This window comes from Flavobacterium sp. (genome assembly GCF_040402955.1).
In the GTDB taxonomy this organism is placed as follows: Bacteria; Bacteroidota; Bacteroidia; order Flavobacteriales; family Flavobacteriaceae; genus Flavobacterium.
The window spans coordinates 38,763-54,798 of the sequence record NZ_JBBALQ010000001.1 but is presented as its reverse complement, the minus strand read 5'-3'; the positions used below and the strand labels follow the sequence as shown (position 1 = coordinate 54,798).

16 protein-coding genes and 1 tRNA gene are annotated in these 16,036 nt (G+C 30.3%); 7 read left to right on the top strand and 10 right to left on the bottom strand.

Going from position 1 to position 16,036, the window contains the following annotated elements; translation table 11 throughout:
* Positions 1-61 precede the first annotated feature (61 nt).
* Complete coding sequence (locus tag ABWP78_RS00280) at positions 62-3,010, top strand: S8 family serine peptidase (protein WP_353167716.1); 2,949 nt, start codon at positions 62-64, stop codon at positions 3,008-3,010.
* A gap of 205 nt (positions 3,011-3,215) precedes the next feature.
* On the opposite strand, the gene ABWP78_RS00275 is transcribed toward ABWP78_RS00280, so the two are convergent.
* Positions 3,216-3,668, bottom strand: a complete 453-nt coding sequence (locus ABWP78_RS00275) for a DUF1573 domain-containing protein (RefSeq protein ID WP_353167714.1) — start codon at positions 3,666-3,668, stop codon at positions 3,216-3,218.
* Between the two features lie 156 nt (positions 3,669-3,824).
* On the opposite strand from ABWP78_RS00275, the gene ABWP78_RS00270 reads away from it, so the two are divergent.
* Entirely contained in the window at positions 3,825-5,096 is a 1,272-nt protein-coding gene (locus ABWP78_RS00270) for a sensor histidine kinase (protein WP_353167712.1), read from the top strand.
* Complete coding sequence (locus ABWP78_RS00265) at positions 5,089-5,772, top strand: response regulator transcription factor (RefSeq protein WP_353167710.1); 684 nt, start codon at positions 5,089-5,091, stop codon at positions 5,770-5,772. Before ABWP78_RS00270 ends, ABWP78_RS00265 begins: the two co-directional genes overlap by 8 nt.
* A gap of 16 nt (positions 5,773-5,788) precedes the next feature.
* Here ABWP78_RS00265 and ABWP78_RS00260 read toward each other — a convergent pair whose 3' ends face one another.
* A complete protein-coding gene (locus ABWP78_RS00260) occupies positions 5,789-6,352 on the bottom strand; it encodes a CvpA family protein (RefSeq protein WP_353167707.1) in 564 nt (187 codons plus the stop codon).
* 77 nt (positions 6,353-6,429) lie between these two features.
* Between ABWP78_RS00260 and ABWP78_RS00255 the strand changes: the two genes are divergently transcribed.
* Together ABWP78_RS00255 and pheS are read left to right on the top strand one after the other, a co-directional pair.
* Positions 6,430-6,786, top strand: coding sequence for a hypothetical protein (locus ABWP78_RS00255; protein ID WP_353167704.1), 357 nt, complete (start codon positions 6,430-6,432; stop codon positions 6,784-6,786).
* Positions 6,787-6,928: 142 nt separating this feature from the next.
* Positions 6,929-7,948: a phenylalanine--tRNA ligase subunit alpha gene (gene pheS, locus ABWP78_RS00250; RefSeq protein WP_353167701.1), complete on the top strand. Its 1,020-nt coding sequence runs from the start codon at positions 6,929-6,931 to the stop codon at positions 7,946-7,948.
* Between the two features lie 45 nt (positions 7,949-7,993).
* Here the strand turns inward: pheS and ABWP78_RS00245 are convergent, their stop codons facing one another.
* Together ABWP78_RS00245 and ABWP78_RS00240 are read right to left on the bottom strand one after the other, a co-directional pair.
* Entirely contained in the window at positions 7,994-8,479 is a 486-nt protein-coding gene (locus ABWP78_RS00245; protein WP_353167698.1) for an ester cyclase, read from the bottom strand.
* 28 nt (positions 8,480-8,507) lie between these two features.
* Positions 8,508-9,026, bottom strand: coding sequence for a nuclear transport factor 2 family protein (locus ABWP78_RS00240; RefSeq protein ID WP_353167695.1), 519 nt, complete (start codon positions 9,024-9,026; stop codon positions 8,508-8,510).
* A 160-nt stretch (positions 9,027-9,186) separates the two neighbouring features.
* Between ABWP78_RS00240 and ABWP78_RS00235 the strand changes: the two genes are divergently transcribed.
* Positions 9,187-9,366: a glycine zipper domain-containing protein gene (locus ABWP78_RS00235; RefSeq protein WP_353167692.1), complete on the top strand. Its 180-nt coding sequence runs from the start codon at positions 9,187-9,189 to the stop codon at positions 9,364-9,366.
* Positions 9,367-9,560: 194 nt separating this feature from the next.
* Positions 9,561-10,073 (top strand): hypothetical protein, encoded by a 513-nt coding sequence (locus tag ABWP78_RS00230; RefSeq protein ID WP_353167689.1) that lies wholly within the window; start codon positions 9,561-9,563, stop codon positions 10,071-10,073.
* 247 nt (positions 10,074-10,320) lie between these two features.
* Here the strand turns inward: ABWP78_RS00230 and ABWP78_RS00225 are convergent, their stop codons facing one another.
* From ABWP78_RS00225 to rseP, 6 genes are all read right to left on the bottom strand, one after another.
* Entirely contained in the window at positions 10,321-11,319 is a 999-nt protein-coding gene (locus ABWP78_RS00225) for an FISUMP domain-containing protein (RefSeq protein ID WP_353167686.1), read from the bottom strand.
* A 377-nt stretch (positions 11,320-11,696) separates the two neighbouring features.
* Positions 11,697-12,170 (bottom strand): nuclear transport factor 2 family protein, encoded by a 474-nt coding sequence (locus ABWP78_RS00220; RefSeq protein WP_353167684.1) that lies wholly within the window; start codon positions 12,168-12,170, stop codon positions 11,697-11,699.
* 199 nt (positions 12,171-12,369) lie between these two features.
* On the bottom strand, positions 12,370-12,960 hold the full coding sequence (locus ABWP78_RS00215; protein ID WP_353167681.1) for an SOUL family heme-binding protein: 591 nt from the start codon (positions 12,958-12,960) through the stop codon (positions 12,370-12,372).
* A gap of 462 nt (positions 12,961-13,422) precedes the next feature.
* Positions 13,423-14,397, bottom strand: a complete 975-nt coding sequence (locus ABWP78_RS00210; RefSeq protein ID WP_353167680.1) for a T9SS type A sorting domain-containing protein — start codon at positions 14,395-14,397, stop codon at positions 13,423-13,425.
* A gap of 127 nt (positions 14,398-14,524) precedes the next feature.
* Positions 14,525-14,598: transfer RNA gene (locus ABWP78_RS00205), tRNA-Asn, on the bottom strand.
* A gap of 77 nt (positions 14,599-14,675) precedes the next feature.
* Positions 14,676-16,004, bottom strand: a complete 1,329-nt coding sequence (gene rseP, locus ABWP78_RS00200; RefSeq protein WP_353167677.1) for an RIP metalloprotease RseP — start codon at positions 16,002-16,004, stop codon at positions 14,676-14,678.
* Between the last annotated feature and the right edge of the window lie 32 nt (positions 16,005-16,036).

The window sequence follows — 16,036 nt, the reverse complement described above, 5'->3', positions numbered from 1 at the left end:
AACCTTAAATTAATATATTTGCTATCTATACCACACGATATCACCCGAAAAAATAAAAAAAATGAAAAATAAAATACTTATACTAACTTTATGCTTTACAAGTCTTTTTGGATATGCACAATCTGAAAAAGACATTATAAATATCACTAAAGATTATGATGTTGCGCTAATTAAAAGCAAAGCAAAGGAATTCAAAATTTTAGAAGAAAAGGAGAAAGCAAGAGCTTATGACTTTTCATTAAAAAATAATATCCCAATGAGTTACACGGATAGTAAAGGTAATTTTCATGAATTAGTAAGAATTACTTCTGATGGTTTTCCTATTTATCGATCAACGGAAAATCAAGCCGCAGCTAAATCAACTAGAGCAGTACAATTAAATACTGGTGGAAGTTTAGGGCTTACCCTAAACGGCCAAGGGATGGTAGCGCGAGTATGGGATGGTGGTACGGTTAGAGCCGAGCACAATCATTTTGGAGGAAGAGTAGTTTCAATTGATGACGGAGGCGGAACAACTTATATTCAACATGCTACGCATGTAACTGGAACAATTTTGGCTAATAGTACAAATTTAGCACATAGAGGAATGGCTTATGAAGCCACCGGAAGAACATTTAATTGGACAAGTGATCAAACAGAAGTTCTTGATGAAGTTTTGGGCGGGATGCTTATTTCAAACCATTCTTATGGTGTACCTGTAACAAATAATAATGTGACCTTACCAGCTTGGTATATAGGAACTTATGATCAAGATGCAAAAAATTGGGATGAAATTGCTTATTTAGCACCTTACTATCTAATGGTGGCTTCTGCAGGAAATTCAGGAGAAGACGAAAATAATACTAATCCAATATCATTTGGAACTGATAAACTTACTGGAAATAAAACAGCCAAAAACAATTTAGTCATAGCAAATTGTCTAGATGTTTCTGTGAATTCAGTTGGAGATATATTAGCTACACCAGGAATTAATACTTCAAGTAGTCAAGGACCAACTGATGATAGAAGAATAAAACCGGATATAACCGGTAACGGAACTGGGTTAACATCAACTAGTCATACAAGTAATACCTCAACCGCCACATTAACCGGTACATCGATGGCTTCGCCTAATGTTGCAGGTACTTTATTGCTTTTACAACAACATCATAATAATTTAACTACTAAATTTATGAAAGCGGCTACCTTAAAAGGTTTGGCTTGTCATACCGCAAATGATTCTGGAAGTATTGGTCCAGATATAAATTTTGGTTGGGGATTATTGAATGCTAAAGCAGCTGCGCAAGCTATTACTTCTAATGGTTTAAATGCATGGATTTCTGAAGAAAAACTAAATCAAGGACAAACATATACAATTACAGTAAAATCTTTGGGAACTTCTCCTTTAATGGCTTCCGCTTGTTGGACAGATGTTCCAGGAGACCCAAATAATGGACAAAGAGGAGCTAACGATTTAACTCGCGCTCTGGTAAACGATTTAGATGTTAGAATCACAAGAAACGGAACTACATATTTCCCATGGAAATTAGATTCAGACCCAACTCTTGATGCCACTAGATTTGGTGATAATAATATTGATAATGTAGAACAAGTAAAAATAGATGCGCCGCCTGCGGGAGATTATGTAATAACAGTTACTCATAAAGGAACCCTTGTAACTAACAAACAAGACTTTTCGTTAATTATTACTGGCGTTACTTCTGGATTTGCTATTATTCCTACTTCTAATGATCTTGAAGTATGTGCTAATCAAGATGCAACATATACTTTTAACTATTCTCAAACAGGTACAACAACAACAAATTTTTCAACAATTGGTTTACCAAGTGGCGCAACTGCTGTTTTTACACCTTCTTCTAGAAATTCTAATGGGCCGGTTAGTTTAACTGTTTCAAATTTATCTGCAGTAAATCCAGGAAATTACAACATGGGTATAGTGGGAAACAACGGTTTAGAAACTGAAACTAGATATAAAAATTTAAAAATATTTAGCAGCACTTTTACACCAGTTGTTATCTCTAGTCCTATTAATAATCAGGTTGGTGTGGCTACGACTGTAAATTTAAAGTGGAATGTGCAAGCAAATGCTGAATCATACCAATTACAAGTTTCTTCGTCTCCTTCTTTTGCAACTACAATTCTGAATGTTTCTAACATAATTGGAAATTCTTATATAGTATCTAATTTAACCCAACAAACTACTTATTATTGGAGAGTATCACCATCCAACAGATGTGGAGCAGCTATAGTATCAAACGCAACAGTAAATAACTTTCAAACTGGTGTATTATCTTGTGGTAATGAATTTTCTGCTACTAACTTTTCAAATGCGACGATTGCCAGTACTGCAAACGCTATAGCTTCTGTGCCAATTGTAGTTACAGGTGGGTTTACAATAGGTGATTTGAATGTTGCACTAAATATATCGCATACTTATATTCAAGATTTTAAAGTTAAATTAACAGGACCGGCTTCAATTGGAAGTCCAGTGATAATACTATTAGATCAACCTTGTGGTGACAATGATAATGTAAACTGTACAATGGATGATAGTGGTATAGCTGTTGCATGTAGTACTGCTGTACCAGCATTAACTGGAAGTGTAATTCCCTCGGAGACATTAACAGCATTAAATGGTTTAATTGCGGATGGAACATGGACACTTACCGTTGATGACCCTTATAATGGTGATGGCGGAACAATCAATTCTGTGAAATTAATAATTTGCAGTATACAACTTCCACTATCTGTAGCGGATACAACTTTTTCTAACTTAAAAATATATCCTAATCCAACAACTGGATTTGTAAATATTGATTTGGGTAATCAAAATTTAGAAAGTAATTCAATCGTAAAACTATTTGACATACAAGGCAGAATAATTTCAACTAAAGAAATGAAAACCGCTGTAGACAATGTAAACATTTCTAATTTATCGGATGGCGTTTATATAATAACTATAGAAAACGGAAGTTCTAAAACAACCAAGAAAATTGTGTTAGCAAAATAATCATAAAAAGGAGTTCTAATTAGAACTCCTTTTTATGTATTAAACACGCTAGTAATTTTTGTTTACATTTTATAGCTTTACTTTTAATTTATCAAAGCAAATTAATATAGAGGTTGAGCAAACGCTAAAAAATAAAGTGTAGAAAATATCCATAAAAAAACCCGATAAAGAATATTTATCGGGTTTAAATATAAAAAATACTTTATTATTTTGAAGCTGGAGCAGCTACTGCTGGTGCTTCATTAACTTTAACTGTTCCCTTAATTGTAATTGTTTTCGGCATAGCGTTTTCTTCACTAGTTATTACTGTAACCGTTTTATGGAAAGCACCACCTGCAGCTGCATTATAAGTAGCTGTAACTGTTCCTTTTTCACCTGGTTTAATAGCTGTTTTAGTGTAATTTGTTGCCGTACATCCACAAGATGCTTTTACATCTTTTAAAGTAACGTCTTTGTTAGTTGTGTTTGTAAAAGTAAACTCATAAGAAACTGGTTTTCCTTGTTCAATAGTTCCGAATTCGTGTGTTTCTTTTTCCCATTTCATTTGTGATGGTGTTTGTGGAGTCGCTAGAGTAGCTACTGTAGCTGGCGCAGCATTTTGGGCAAATGAAAGTGAACCCATAAATAATGCAAATGCAAGTAATTTTACTGTTTTCATAATTTTTATATTTAATTAGTTGTTTATTAACATCACAAATGTATTTATTTTTTTAATTAATGTTGTTAATCGACAGTATTTATTGTGTTAATGAGTTGTTAATGATTAATTTCGCTCGATAATTTATCTTAATATCGTTAAAAATTTAGAAAATAAATGAAACTATCACGATTTAATATTGTCATAATAATTGGATTTCTTGCTATTGTAGGCGTGATTATTATGCAATTGTTTTTAATAAATAACGCCCATAAATTAGCTAAAAAAGATACTGAAGATAAAATATTTTTTGCTTTACAAGACGTATTAGAAAAACTATACAAAGATAATTTAACAGGTTTACTAGTTTCTAATCAGGTAGAAAAAGTGACTGGAAATTATTTTACGGTTAATGTAAATTATGAATTTGAAAACACCATTTTAGAACATTATTTAATTTCAGAATTTGAGAAAAATAATTTAGATGTAGATTTTGAATATGCGGTTTACAATTGTTCGTCAGATAAAATGGCATTTAGCAATCACATCAATAGCAATGGAAAAAAAGAGCCTATTAAATGTCCGAATTGTTTTACGAAAAATCCTAAATACACGTATTATTTTGCCATTCGATTCCCAGATATTGAACAAAATTATTTTAAAAACTTAAATCAATATTGGATTTTTACAACCGTTTTGTTTCTCGTATTAATTATTTATGTGTATTCAGTTGTATTAATGTTAAAACAGAAAAAATATACCGAATTACAAAAAGATTTTATTAATAATATGTCGCACGAATTTAAAACGCCGTTGGCCTCCATTCTCATCGCGTCAAATTATGTTAAAGAACAAAACGAGATAAAAGAAAATCCGAAACTTAAAAAATACAATCAAATTATTGTCAACCAAACCAATAAATTGAACGAACATATTGAAAAGATTTTATACGTAGCAAAAACTGAAAGCAAACAAATGCTTATTGATAAAACTAAGTTTGAGTTAAGACCCGTTTTAGACTTATTAAAAGACAATATTATATTAAAATATGATAAAGAAATAGATATTAATATAATTACCACAAAAAAATATGTTTTAAAAGCAGATGAATTTCATGTGTACAATATTTTATTTAATTTAGTAGATAATGCAGTGAAATATTCAGGATTATCGCCTAAAATTCAAATTGTTGTTACTGAAATGAACCAACAACTTTCTATACAGATTAAAGATAACGGTTGTGGAATTCCAACTAAAGATTTACCTTTTGTTTTCGATAAATTTTATAGAGTAACTCGTCAAGACATTAAAAATATTGAAGGTTTTGGTATTGGTTTATCGTATGTGAAAAAGATTTGCGACTTACATCGTTGGAAAATTACTATCTCGAATAATTCAGACAAAGGAATTGTAGTTACAATTTTAATTAATCAAAAAGATTATGAGTAAAAAGAAAGTTTTATATATAGAAGACGAGGAAACGCTGGCGTTTTTAACTGTTGATAATTTAGAACAATATTTTGATGTGGTGCATTGCAGTAACGGTAAAACGGGTTTAGATGCTTTTTGCTCACAACTTTTTGACATTGTTGTTACTGACATTATGATGCCTGAAATGGATGGATTTGAGTTGGCAACAGAAATCAGGAAACGCAATCAGGAAATTCCAATTATTTTTTTATCGGCAAAAACGATGAAAGAAGATCGTATCAAAGGTTTAAAACTCGGTGCCGATGATTATTTAGTGAAACCGTATTCGATTGAAGAACTAATTTTGAAAATTGAAGTCTTTTTACATCGCAGTCAAAAAAACATTGAAAGAAAAGTAAAAACATATCAATTTGCTAATTTTATTTTTGAACCAGAAAATTATTTAATCAAAAACGAAACTACAAAAACAACACTTACAGAACGAGAAGCTCAATTACTAAAACTGTTTTTAGACAATCCAAATACCGTATTAAAACGCGAAAAAATTCTTATCGAACTTTGGGGTTCCGATGATTATTTTTTAGGCAGAAGTTTGGATGTTTTTATTTCTCGATTACGAAAAATAATAAAAGAAACACCGAATATAGCTATTGAAAATATTCCGAGAGTGGGTTTTAAATGGGTTAGTGAGTAGAAAAATTTGTGGGGAATTACTCCTTTTTAACTACATTCAACGAGTCAGAAACTTTTTCGTTTTCAGGTGTTTCTTTTGTTCGCTCTTTTATTTCTTCGTACCATTTTTCCAAGTTTGGCAATATAAATTTAGATACTTCTTGGACCGGTTGATAAAAAAGAGATTGGTCAAGCGTAGCTTGTTTTACCAGCATTCCATTACTATTTATTTTTTGAAGTAAATTTAGTAAAACACCTAACATTAAAATGGTTTTTAACATACTAAAAACTGCTCCTCCTAATTTGTTTAGCCAGCCTAAATAAGCAAAACTTACTATTTTTGTAAAAAATTTTGCTAATAAATGAATACCAATCAATACTAAAATAAAAGTTATAGCAAAAGCAATAATTTCAATATATTTTGGATTGGTTTTTATTTTTTCTTCTAAAGCCAATCGGACAATGTGTGAAAATTTAATCGCTACAAAAATACCCACAATTAAAGAACTAAAAGAGGCTATTTCTACAAAAAGACCGTTTTTTAATCCATTATATATACTGTAACCTAATAAGAAGGCAAAAACAATATCAATAAATTCCATAAATAATATATTTTTTATAAAAACAAAACTACAAAATGCAAACCTCAAATACTATCTTTGTAAAAAACAAAATATAGATGTCTAGAGATATACAATTAAAAGAACGCTGGGAAAAAGTAGTGGCTTTTTTATCTGATAAATTTGCCGATGGTGAAGTATTGGATTTAGATGCGATTATTTATTTAATTGGCGTTCAGGAATTAGGCAAAATTAATATCGAATTTAAAAAAGACGAAAAAGTAAACCTGATGCACATTGCCATTTGTAAGCTTTTAGAACCTTATGGATATTACGAATTTGAATTTTTTGATAAAGACGGTTGGCCACATTATAAAGTAATAAAAGAATTACCTGCACTAAAAGCAGGAGAACAATCGGTTTTAATGAAAGAAGCTATTGTGAATTATTTTTTAGAAAAAGAAATTATTGAGTAACTAGTGATAAGTAAAGAGTCAATGGTGAAAACCTTTAAATTAAACTTGCTAATTACTTTTTACTTTTTACTTTTCACTAATTACTTTTTTATAGACTAATCGCTAAAAAAAACATAAATTTGTAGCTTATTACCCTTTTACGATGATAAACAAGATAAAACAACATATTGAAGAAGCCAAAGCGTTTCAAACTGAAGACAAAAGTACTTTAGAAGCGTTTCGTATTAAATATTTAGGAAGTAAAGGTTTGCTTAAAGATTTCTTTGCCGAATTTAAAAACGTACCAAACGAACAAAAGAAAGAATTTGGACAAGTAATAAACGAGTTGAAAAACACGGCAGAAGAAAAAGTAAAAGCCATCCAAGAACTTCTTGAAACTAAAACGGAATCTATTAACGTATTCGGCGATTTGTCTCGTCCAGGAAATCCAATAAATATTGGTTCGCGTCATCCGATTTCATTAGTAAAAAATCAAATTTTAGATGTTTTTTCAACCATTGGTTTCAATGTCTCTGAAGGTCCAGAAATTGAAGACGATTGGCACAATTTTACAGCGTTAAACTTACCAGAATATCATCCGGCACGCGATATGCAGGATACGTTTTTTATACAAACCAATCCAGATGTTTTGTTACGTACGCATACTTCATCAGTACAGGTTCGTTATATGGAAAACAACCAACCGCCTATTAGAACCATTTCTCCAGGAAGGGTTTTTCGTAATGAAGCTATTTCGTCTCGTTCACATTGTATTTTCCACCAAGTAGAAGGTTTATATATTGATAAAAATGTGTCGTTTGCCGATTTAAAACAAACGCTTTTATATTTTACGAAAGAAATGTTCGGTAAATCTAAAATCAGATTGCGTCCGTCTTATTTTCCATTTACAGAACCAAGTGCTGAAGTAGATATTTATTGGGGATTGAAAACCGAAACCGATTATCGCATTACAAAAGGAACAGGCTGGTTAGAAATTATGGGATGCGGAATGGTTGATCCGAATGTGTTGAAAAACTGTGGTATTGATCCTAACGAATATACCGGATACGCTTTTGGAATGGGAATTGAAAGAATTGCTATGCTATTATACCAAATTGGCGATATTAGAATGTTTTATGAAAACGATGTGCGTTTCTTAGAACAATTTAAGTCAAGTTTATAAAATAAAAAAATCCCGAAATTATCGGGATTTTTTTGTGAATTTATTTTACTTAAGTACCCCTAATTGTGTTAAGAAACTCATATTATCCATAAAATCTCTTTCTTCAACAATTTTTCCGTCTACCATTTTTGCAATAGTACAACCTTCGATGTCGATAGTTTTTCCAGTTGCTGGAATTCCCATAAAAACCCCCGTGTGAGTTCCTTTAAATTGCCAGTATTTTGTTACTTTGTCGCCACTAGCATACATATCTTTCACGATGAATTTTCTGTTTGAGAATCCAGTTACAAAATTAGCATAATAAGCTTTTGCGCCTGCTATTCCTTTAATTTCAGGTACTGTATGTAATACGATTTCTGGTGAGTAAGCAGCGTCTAATACATTTACTTTACCTTCATTTACAACTAATTCCCATGTTTTAGAATAGGAATCGATGTTGGCTTGTGCAGCTTTCTCTCTTTCGGCACTTTCATTTTTACAACTTACAAAAAGTAAGCTTGTTAATGCAATAACTACAATAGATATTTTCATAATATAGAATGATTAAAATTTTGGATGATTATTTTAATAAGTTCAAAATTGGTGCAGAATCATAGATGTCCCATTCTTCAACAACTTTTCCGTCTTTGATAGCGAAAATCATATTGTAATTGATTACAACTGATTTTCCTCCTCTTGAAAAAGTAGCGTTATAATAGGTAAACACGTAATTTTTAACACCTGTTTTTTCATCTGCTTTATCATTAATAATTTCCCAAATAAGCGGTTTTTTACTTAATGAAATTGTCATCCCATTTGCTTTAATATCTTGTAACATTTTAATGTTTTCGTCAATACTTATATCATTCATATTATCATGAATAACGGCTTTTGGTGCGAAGTTGGCTTTAAAATTAGGGAAGTCAGAATTTTCAGCCATAGCAGTCAATTTTTTCACCATTTCAATATTGGCTGATTTACTAACCGTTATACCAATTTGATCTGGATTTTTAGATTCTACAGTTGAAGCCGTTCCTTCTTTTTTACAAGAGATAAATAGCGCCCCAACTAAAGCAATAAGGTAAATTGTTTTTTTCATTTTTTTAATATTTAAATTAATAAAGATATCAAAAATATAAATTTAACTATTTAAAAACCAATTAACTAAGTAATATTTCATTTTTTAATATTATTTAATCTTTAAGTGAATAGATTTTATTTTTCACTACTTTTGAAATTCCAGTAATTCAAAATTTACTATGAAGAAAAATAAGAATAAAAATTTTGGAATCGGGATAGCTCTTGGTTCTTGTTTTGGAGTAGCTTCTGGAGCAGCCTATGGAATTATTATTGGAAATATCGGCAAAGGTTCTGGATTTGGATTAGCTATAGGTGTTTTTATCGGAGCAATTTTCGACTTTATAAATAATAGAGAATAAATTAAAAAAGCAACTATAGACCCTCACAAATAAACACAAAAAACCCGACACTTTCGTGTCGGGTTTTGTTTTGCTCCCTCTCTTGGAGAAAGTTACAATTTTAATGCGATGGTAATTTACTTAACTATCAGAAATACAATGTTTTGAGTTAAAAGTATTTTGTTTATATTTGAAAATAATTTAAAAATGAAAAAATGAAAAAAATAATATTTATTTTCTTAGTAGGAATATTTCTGTCTTGCTCAAGTAATAGTGATAATAATGATGTTGGCACAAATTCAATAACGGGAATATGGAGATTCAAAATGGACGGGGTTCAATATCAATGGATTAATGGAAATTCTGATCCATTAACACCCGGTTCTGGTAGTAGTACTTTTTTGGAAAGTAGTTCAATGACCGAAATAGATTTATATAAAACTTCCGACCCAATTTTTAATTTTACTTTTAAAATCCCAACATTAAATACAGGAACTTATTTATTGAATAATTTTAATGCCGCTTTAACTGATTATTCTGGAACAATTGTAACATATTATACTAATGCTTCAAATATAATTACGCTAAATATTACAGAAATAAATAATAATGTAACACCTAATATAATTAAAGGAACTTTTTCAGGTAAACTTCGAAGAGAAAACAATCAAGGCGTTATTATTGTTAAAAATATTTCAGAAAGTTATTTCGAAGCTGTTAGAGAATAAATCTAAGAGTTAGTGTAAACAAAAAAAGCCTAACATTTCTGTTAGGCTTTTTGCTTTTTGCTCCCTCTCTTGGAGAAAGTTACAATTTTAATGCGATGGTAATTTACTTAACTATTAGAAAAACAATTAATTAACAAATCATTATTTGTCGTAATTAAGCGCCCTAACCTTAATTCAATCTTCTAACATAAATTGCATTAATAAAAGGTTTTCCTTTCAATTTTTAAATATAAAATTAATAGTCCTTTTATTGTTGGATAATAATTTTCTTGTTAGCTATCAATGTGTTTTTACTATTATAAATTTTAACAAGATAAACCCCTTGTCGATTTATATTGTTTAATAAAATGATGTTTCGTTGAGAGTTTAGCACACCATATAGAACTTCTTGACCTAATGCATTTACTATTTTATAATACCAGCCAACTATGTTTGAATTGTTTTTAAAATCAATTGTTAATTGATCTTTAGCTGGGTTTGGGTAGACGTTAAACAACTGGTTAATAAATGTGTCATTTCCCATTATTAAATTTTTCACCCACCGCACAGAACAACCAGTTCTAGAGTCAAAGGTAGAATTAACAACAGCACCATTAGTCCAAGTTAGTTGGAAATAATTAGCTGAAAATGGTGCTAAATAATCTGAACACCACCAATGTCCAGTACCTGTAAGGTTCTGTCCTATACTAGTAGTCGCTCGATAGCCCCCTGGAAGACCTGTAAAACCACTGAAGTTAGTAGCGTCTGTGTTGGGGCTCATCCATAAGCCCGTGCCATCTTGAAGGTTTCCTGTTGATTTCATTTTGCCTCCAGCTAAACTACTGCCTCCTAAATAATTAAATAATAAAGACCAATCACTAACACTTGATACATTCCAATCGGATGGGGCTAATGACTTTCTACTTGCAATTTGTACAGGTGTTGGAGGGTTTGACTCTACCTGCCATATTCCTGCAACTGCATACCAATTATACATTTTTCCATAAGTGCTACCAAGTGAGGCATCATTATTATAATAACACCAGGCACCAGTAGTTAATCCTGCCCAAGCAATTGGATCAGTTACTTGAGGGATTGGAGTGCCATCTGAATATTTAGAAACCTTCAAATTTTCTTTCATCCATTCTTGGGTTCCAATAATAACACTGTTATAATTGTTTCCATCAATATCAGTAACTCCATTTCCTGGCGCTTGACTAAATGTGCTTAAAGTTATAGCTAATGTAATCCACGTTAGATGTTTCATTTGATATGAATTTATATTAAAACTAATCAAATGTAATAAACTATTGTAATAGATTTATCTTTTTTGTATATAAAAAAATCAAAATAATTTATTGTATCTAATTAGTTATTAAATAGTTGGATTAAATTAAGGGCATGAATCAACATAAAATTATCACTAGGGATTTTGATGAGGAGGATACTTCAAATGCAAATGCTTATAAATTTTTTTAATATAACGATTTCACTTCGTTGCATCGGGGTAAATTTCTCGCAAAATTTGGTCACAATAAAACCCGACACTTTCGTGTCGGGTTTTGTTTTGCTCCCTCTCTTGGAGAAAGATGCAACTATAATGCGATGATTGAGTATGTGTCTATCAAAAATCAAAAGGTTGAACTAATGGTCATAACTAATTACTCTTGAAATTTTCCAGTTACCGTTATCATTCTTCCAAATCATTAAGAATTTGAAAGTACCAAATTCGAGTTTACCATTTTCAATGTGTTTGAATTGGTGCTTGCCAATTTCTATTGCCCCATAACCTTCTATTGGATGTACTTCTAAGCTCTCTTTAATAAGATTTCTTTTGAGATCATAATCTCTATTGAAAATGGATTGAAAATTCGAAAATACTTTTTCAAAATCTATTAACCCCCCATTATCTTGATACCACTCGAGGTCTTTCGTAAAATAGGTCTTCATTAAATCTAAATTCTTTAAATTATATGCTTCGAATAAAGAACTATCAAGATTGGCTATTTTATTAAAAAGCGCAGTTTGAGTGGTTTCAACTTTTATTTCATCTTGGATTTGTGCAAAACCGCTTTTACAAATTGTGAAAGTTAATAATAACAGGATTAGATTTTTCATATGTAAATATAATAAAAAGATATAACTATCCTGATTGAATGATAGACAATAAAAAAGCCTTTACATTGCTGTAAAGGCTTTTTGTTTTTTGCTCCCCCTCTGGAGAAAATTACAATTTTAATGCGATGATTGCTTACTCAATTATCAGAAAATCAATGAAGTAAAGGTCTAACACTTTTAAGTAGTTATTGTTGAGTTGCTATTCATAGTTAATTAACTCAACTACAACTTCATTTCGTCTATTCATAACTTCATATGGGGGATTGTAGCCCAGAAAAGAAAATTTATTTATAAAATTTAATTTCTCATTGACTAATTCATTCCTTAAAATAGTCTTATATTTTTGAATCTTTTCATCATCTGACCAACCATCAAAGCGAATAGCAGCAATAATTTTTTCTTCCTCTTTTTCAAAAATTATTTTAGTGTTTTTAGGATTTGGTAAATTTTTCAAATTATAATTTTTTGGAACCATAAACCTCATTTTAGAAGTATCTCCTAATTCCATAACTACAGGTGATGTCATGGCGATTTTTTCGTTGGCTTCATTATCTCCAAAAATATAGCCAGCCAATATTCTAAAACCTTCACTTGAGCTTTCTTTATATCCTTTCTTGTTGAGTTTTACGCTCGAAAATAAGGCCGCGTCATATTTTCTTATCTCAAATTTGTCAAACTTCTTAATTACCTTGTAACTGTGTTGTTCAGTTTGTTGCGTACTTCTAGATAAATAAATTTGCGCTATTGCAATTAATAATAAAATTGAAATTATAATAATTACTATTTTCATTGGGATTATATTTTTTAAGATAATAACAAATATAAACAAAAAAAGTCCAACATTTCTGCTGGACTTTTGCTCCCCCTATTGGAGAAAGTTACAATTTTAACAAGTTAAAAAATCTGTCAATAATATTGAAATCAATTAGTTAACAATGTTAATAAACTAAATTTAGACATAAGTAATTATGATAAAATCACTTTTCATTATTCAATTGGAAAAGTTTGCAAAAAGAAGAGTTTAAAATAAAACAGAATCACTTTTAACGGTACACAATGACTTTGTAAATCGTTAAAACAAAGAATTCGTCTAGAAAAAAAGAATACTTAAACAATAACAATCAGCTATAATTAAAAACAAAAATGACTTTAACTTATTAAAAGAAAAAATATAAAAATCAACTTGATTTTTATAAAGACAATTCGTTTTATTACTAATAACTTATTTTATATCCTATTCAATAAAACTAAACTAATTTTTGATTGTTTTTATCGTGTAAACTTTATTTTTTGTGGTTATTTTTATAAAATAGATTCCTTTTTGAAAAGGAGTATCAATAATATAATTTTCTGAAAAAGCTTCTTCTGAATTATTCTTTTGGTAAACTAATTTACCAACAGAATTGTATATTTTAACAGAATTAATTTCGTTTGCAATATTGCTAAAATTAATATTAATTTCATTTGAAAATGGATTTGGAAATACTTTAATGTTATTTTCCAATAAATCTGATTCATTAACATTCAAATTTGTAGTTGCCCATCTATAAATAGTTCCAGTTGCAGGTCTGGTTGTTATTGTATTAAAATTAGTTCCATATATAGCATTTGACAAACTTGAATTTAAACACCAAAAATCAGTAGTTGACGCATTTCCTATACCGATAGAAGCACTGTTGTTAGTTGGATTTCCTGTTTCTTGATTATAAATAAATTCTATCGTTCCAGTTGCTTCATATAGTTTAGCTTGTAACGAAATACTTGGACTAGATGCTGCCCAATACCATTTCATTTTCAACCATTCGATTGTTAATATTCTATTTCCAACAATACCAGAAGTTTGATAGCTTATTTTTCCTCCGTTACCTATATTCAAATCACCCCATAATGGAGCTATGATTGGAAAATTAGTTGACTGCATATTAGGAGTTGCATATGAAACAAGATTAGGCACAGTTTGAGAAGTAAGCCCTATCCATCCGTTTGAATTTAGACAGAATTGACTATAAGTTGCGGATGTTGGTAACCCAAAAGTAAAATTAAATCCTATTGGTAGTATGCTTAAAGTTACATTGTCTCCGGAACCGGTACTCCAAGCAAGTGTTGCTCCTGTTAATGGAGTAAATGTGCCTGAATCAATTGAAAAATTATAAGAACTTAAAGTTTGAGATTTTATGGATGAATTGGATAGTAAAACCAAGAATGATGCAAGCAATATTTTTTTCATATGTTTTTTAAATTATTCCTTTGTATAAAGGACTCTCTATTTAGCAAACAAAATTAAAATAAAATATTTGATATGCAATTAGAAAAGGGTCTCAAAACTAAATGTCTTGAAACCCTTATCATTATTGCTCCCTCTCTTGGGCTCGAACCAAGGACCCTCTGATTAACAGTCAGATGCTCTAACCAACTGAGCTAAGAAGGAAGTTGCTTCTTTATCTAAGCGAGTGCAAATATAATTGAATTTTTATTTTATCAAAAATATTTAAACACTTTTTTATTTTAATTTGCTAATTTGTCTAAAATTAACTGGTATATGTCTTTCCCAAAGGTTAGTGCCATCAAGGAAAGTAGAAAAATCATTCCTCCAGTTTGTACATAACCCGCTGCTTTGTCAGATAATTTTTTACCCGTAACCATTTCTACTATAGTAAATAAAGCATGTCCGCCATCTAAACCTGGAATAGGCAATAAGTTCATAAAAGCCAAACCTATTGAAAATAAGGCTGTAAAATTCCAAATAAATTCCCAATCCCAAGAATCTGGTAATTGACGTGCAATACCAATTGGACTTTTAATTTGTTTGTAAGCGCCTGTAGCTGGTTTTAATATTAATTTAAACTGTTTAACATTATAAACTAATAGTTGATACGATTCTTTTACTGCTGCAGAAATTGCCTCGCCAAAAGAAAGTTTGTTGGTGATTTGAAAATCAAATTTATCTTTAGTTTTATGGATAAATCCTAATTTACCCTCTGGATTTACTTTAGCTTTTAGATTTACTAACTTAGAATCTCTTTCAACAACTATATTAATTGAGTCATTTTTTAATTTTTTTAAGTCTTCTACAAAAACATCAAAATAACTAAATTGTTTGCCGTTTACAGATTGTATTACATCACCTTTTAAAAGTTTCGCTTTCGCCGCTTCCGATTTTGGTGTTACCGAATCAATATAAATATTTGAAATTCTTGGTTGTATGAAGTTTTTTCCTTCACTTCCTAAAATTTCACCTTTTTGTTCATCAGATAAATTTAATTTTACTTCTGTTCCGTTTCTATTTATAATTACTTCATTGCTCAATAAAACATCAATTACCGCCCAATTAAACTTAGGTTGTAAGGCTCCGTCAATTGAAACAATTTTATCGCCATTTTTAAAACCTACGCTTTGCCCTACTTCTCCAAATGCTAATCCACTTTTTTGGAATTTTTCCATCGAAATGTATTTTTGACCTACAGTAGAAAACATCACCGCGTAAATAAACCAAGCCAATAAAATATTAACTATAATTCCACCTAACATTACAATTAATCGTTGCCAAGCTGGTTTTGAACGAAATTCCCAAGGTTGTGGCTCTTGTTTCATTTGGTCTTCATCCATACTATCATCAATCATTCCTGAAATTTTCACATAACCGCCTAATGGCAACCAGCCAATTCCCCATTCGGTTTCACCAATTTTCTTTTTAAATAATGAAAACCCAACATCCATAAACAAGTAGAACTTTTCTACTCGCATTTTAAACATTTTTGCTGTTATATAGTGTCCAAATTCGTGAAGAATTACTAAAACCGATAATATAAAAAGTATTTGTGCAACTTGAATCATTGTAATTTTAATTTGTATTTAAAAAGCAAAAG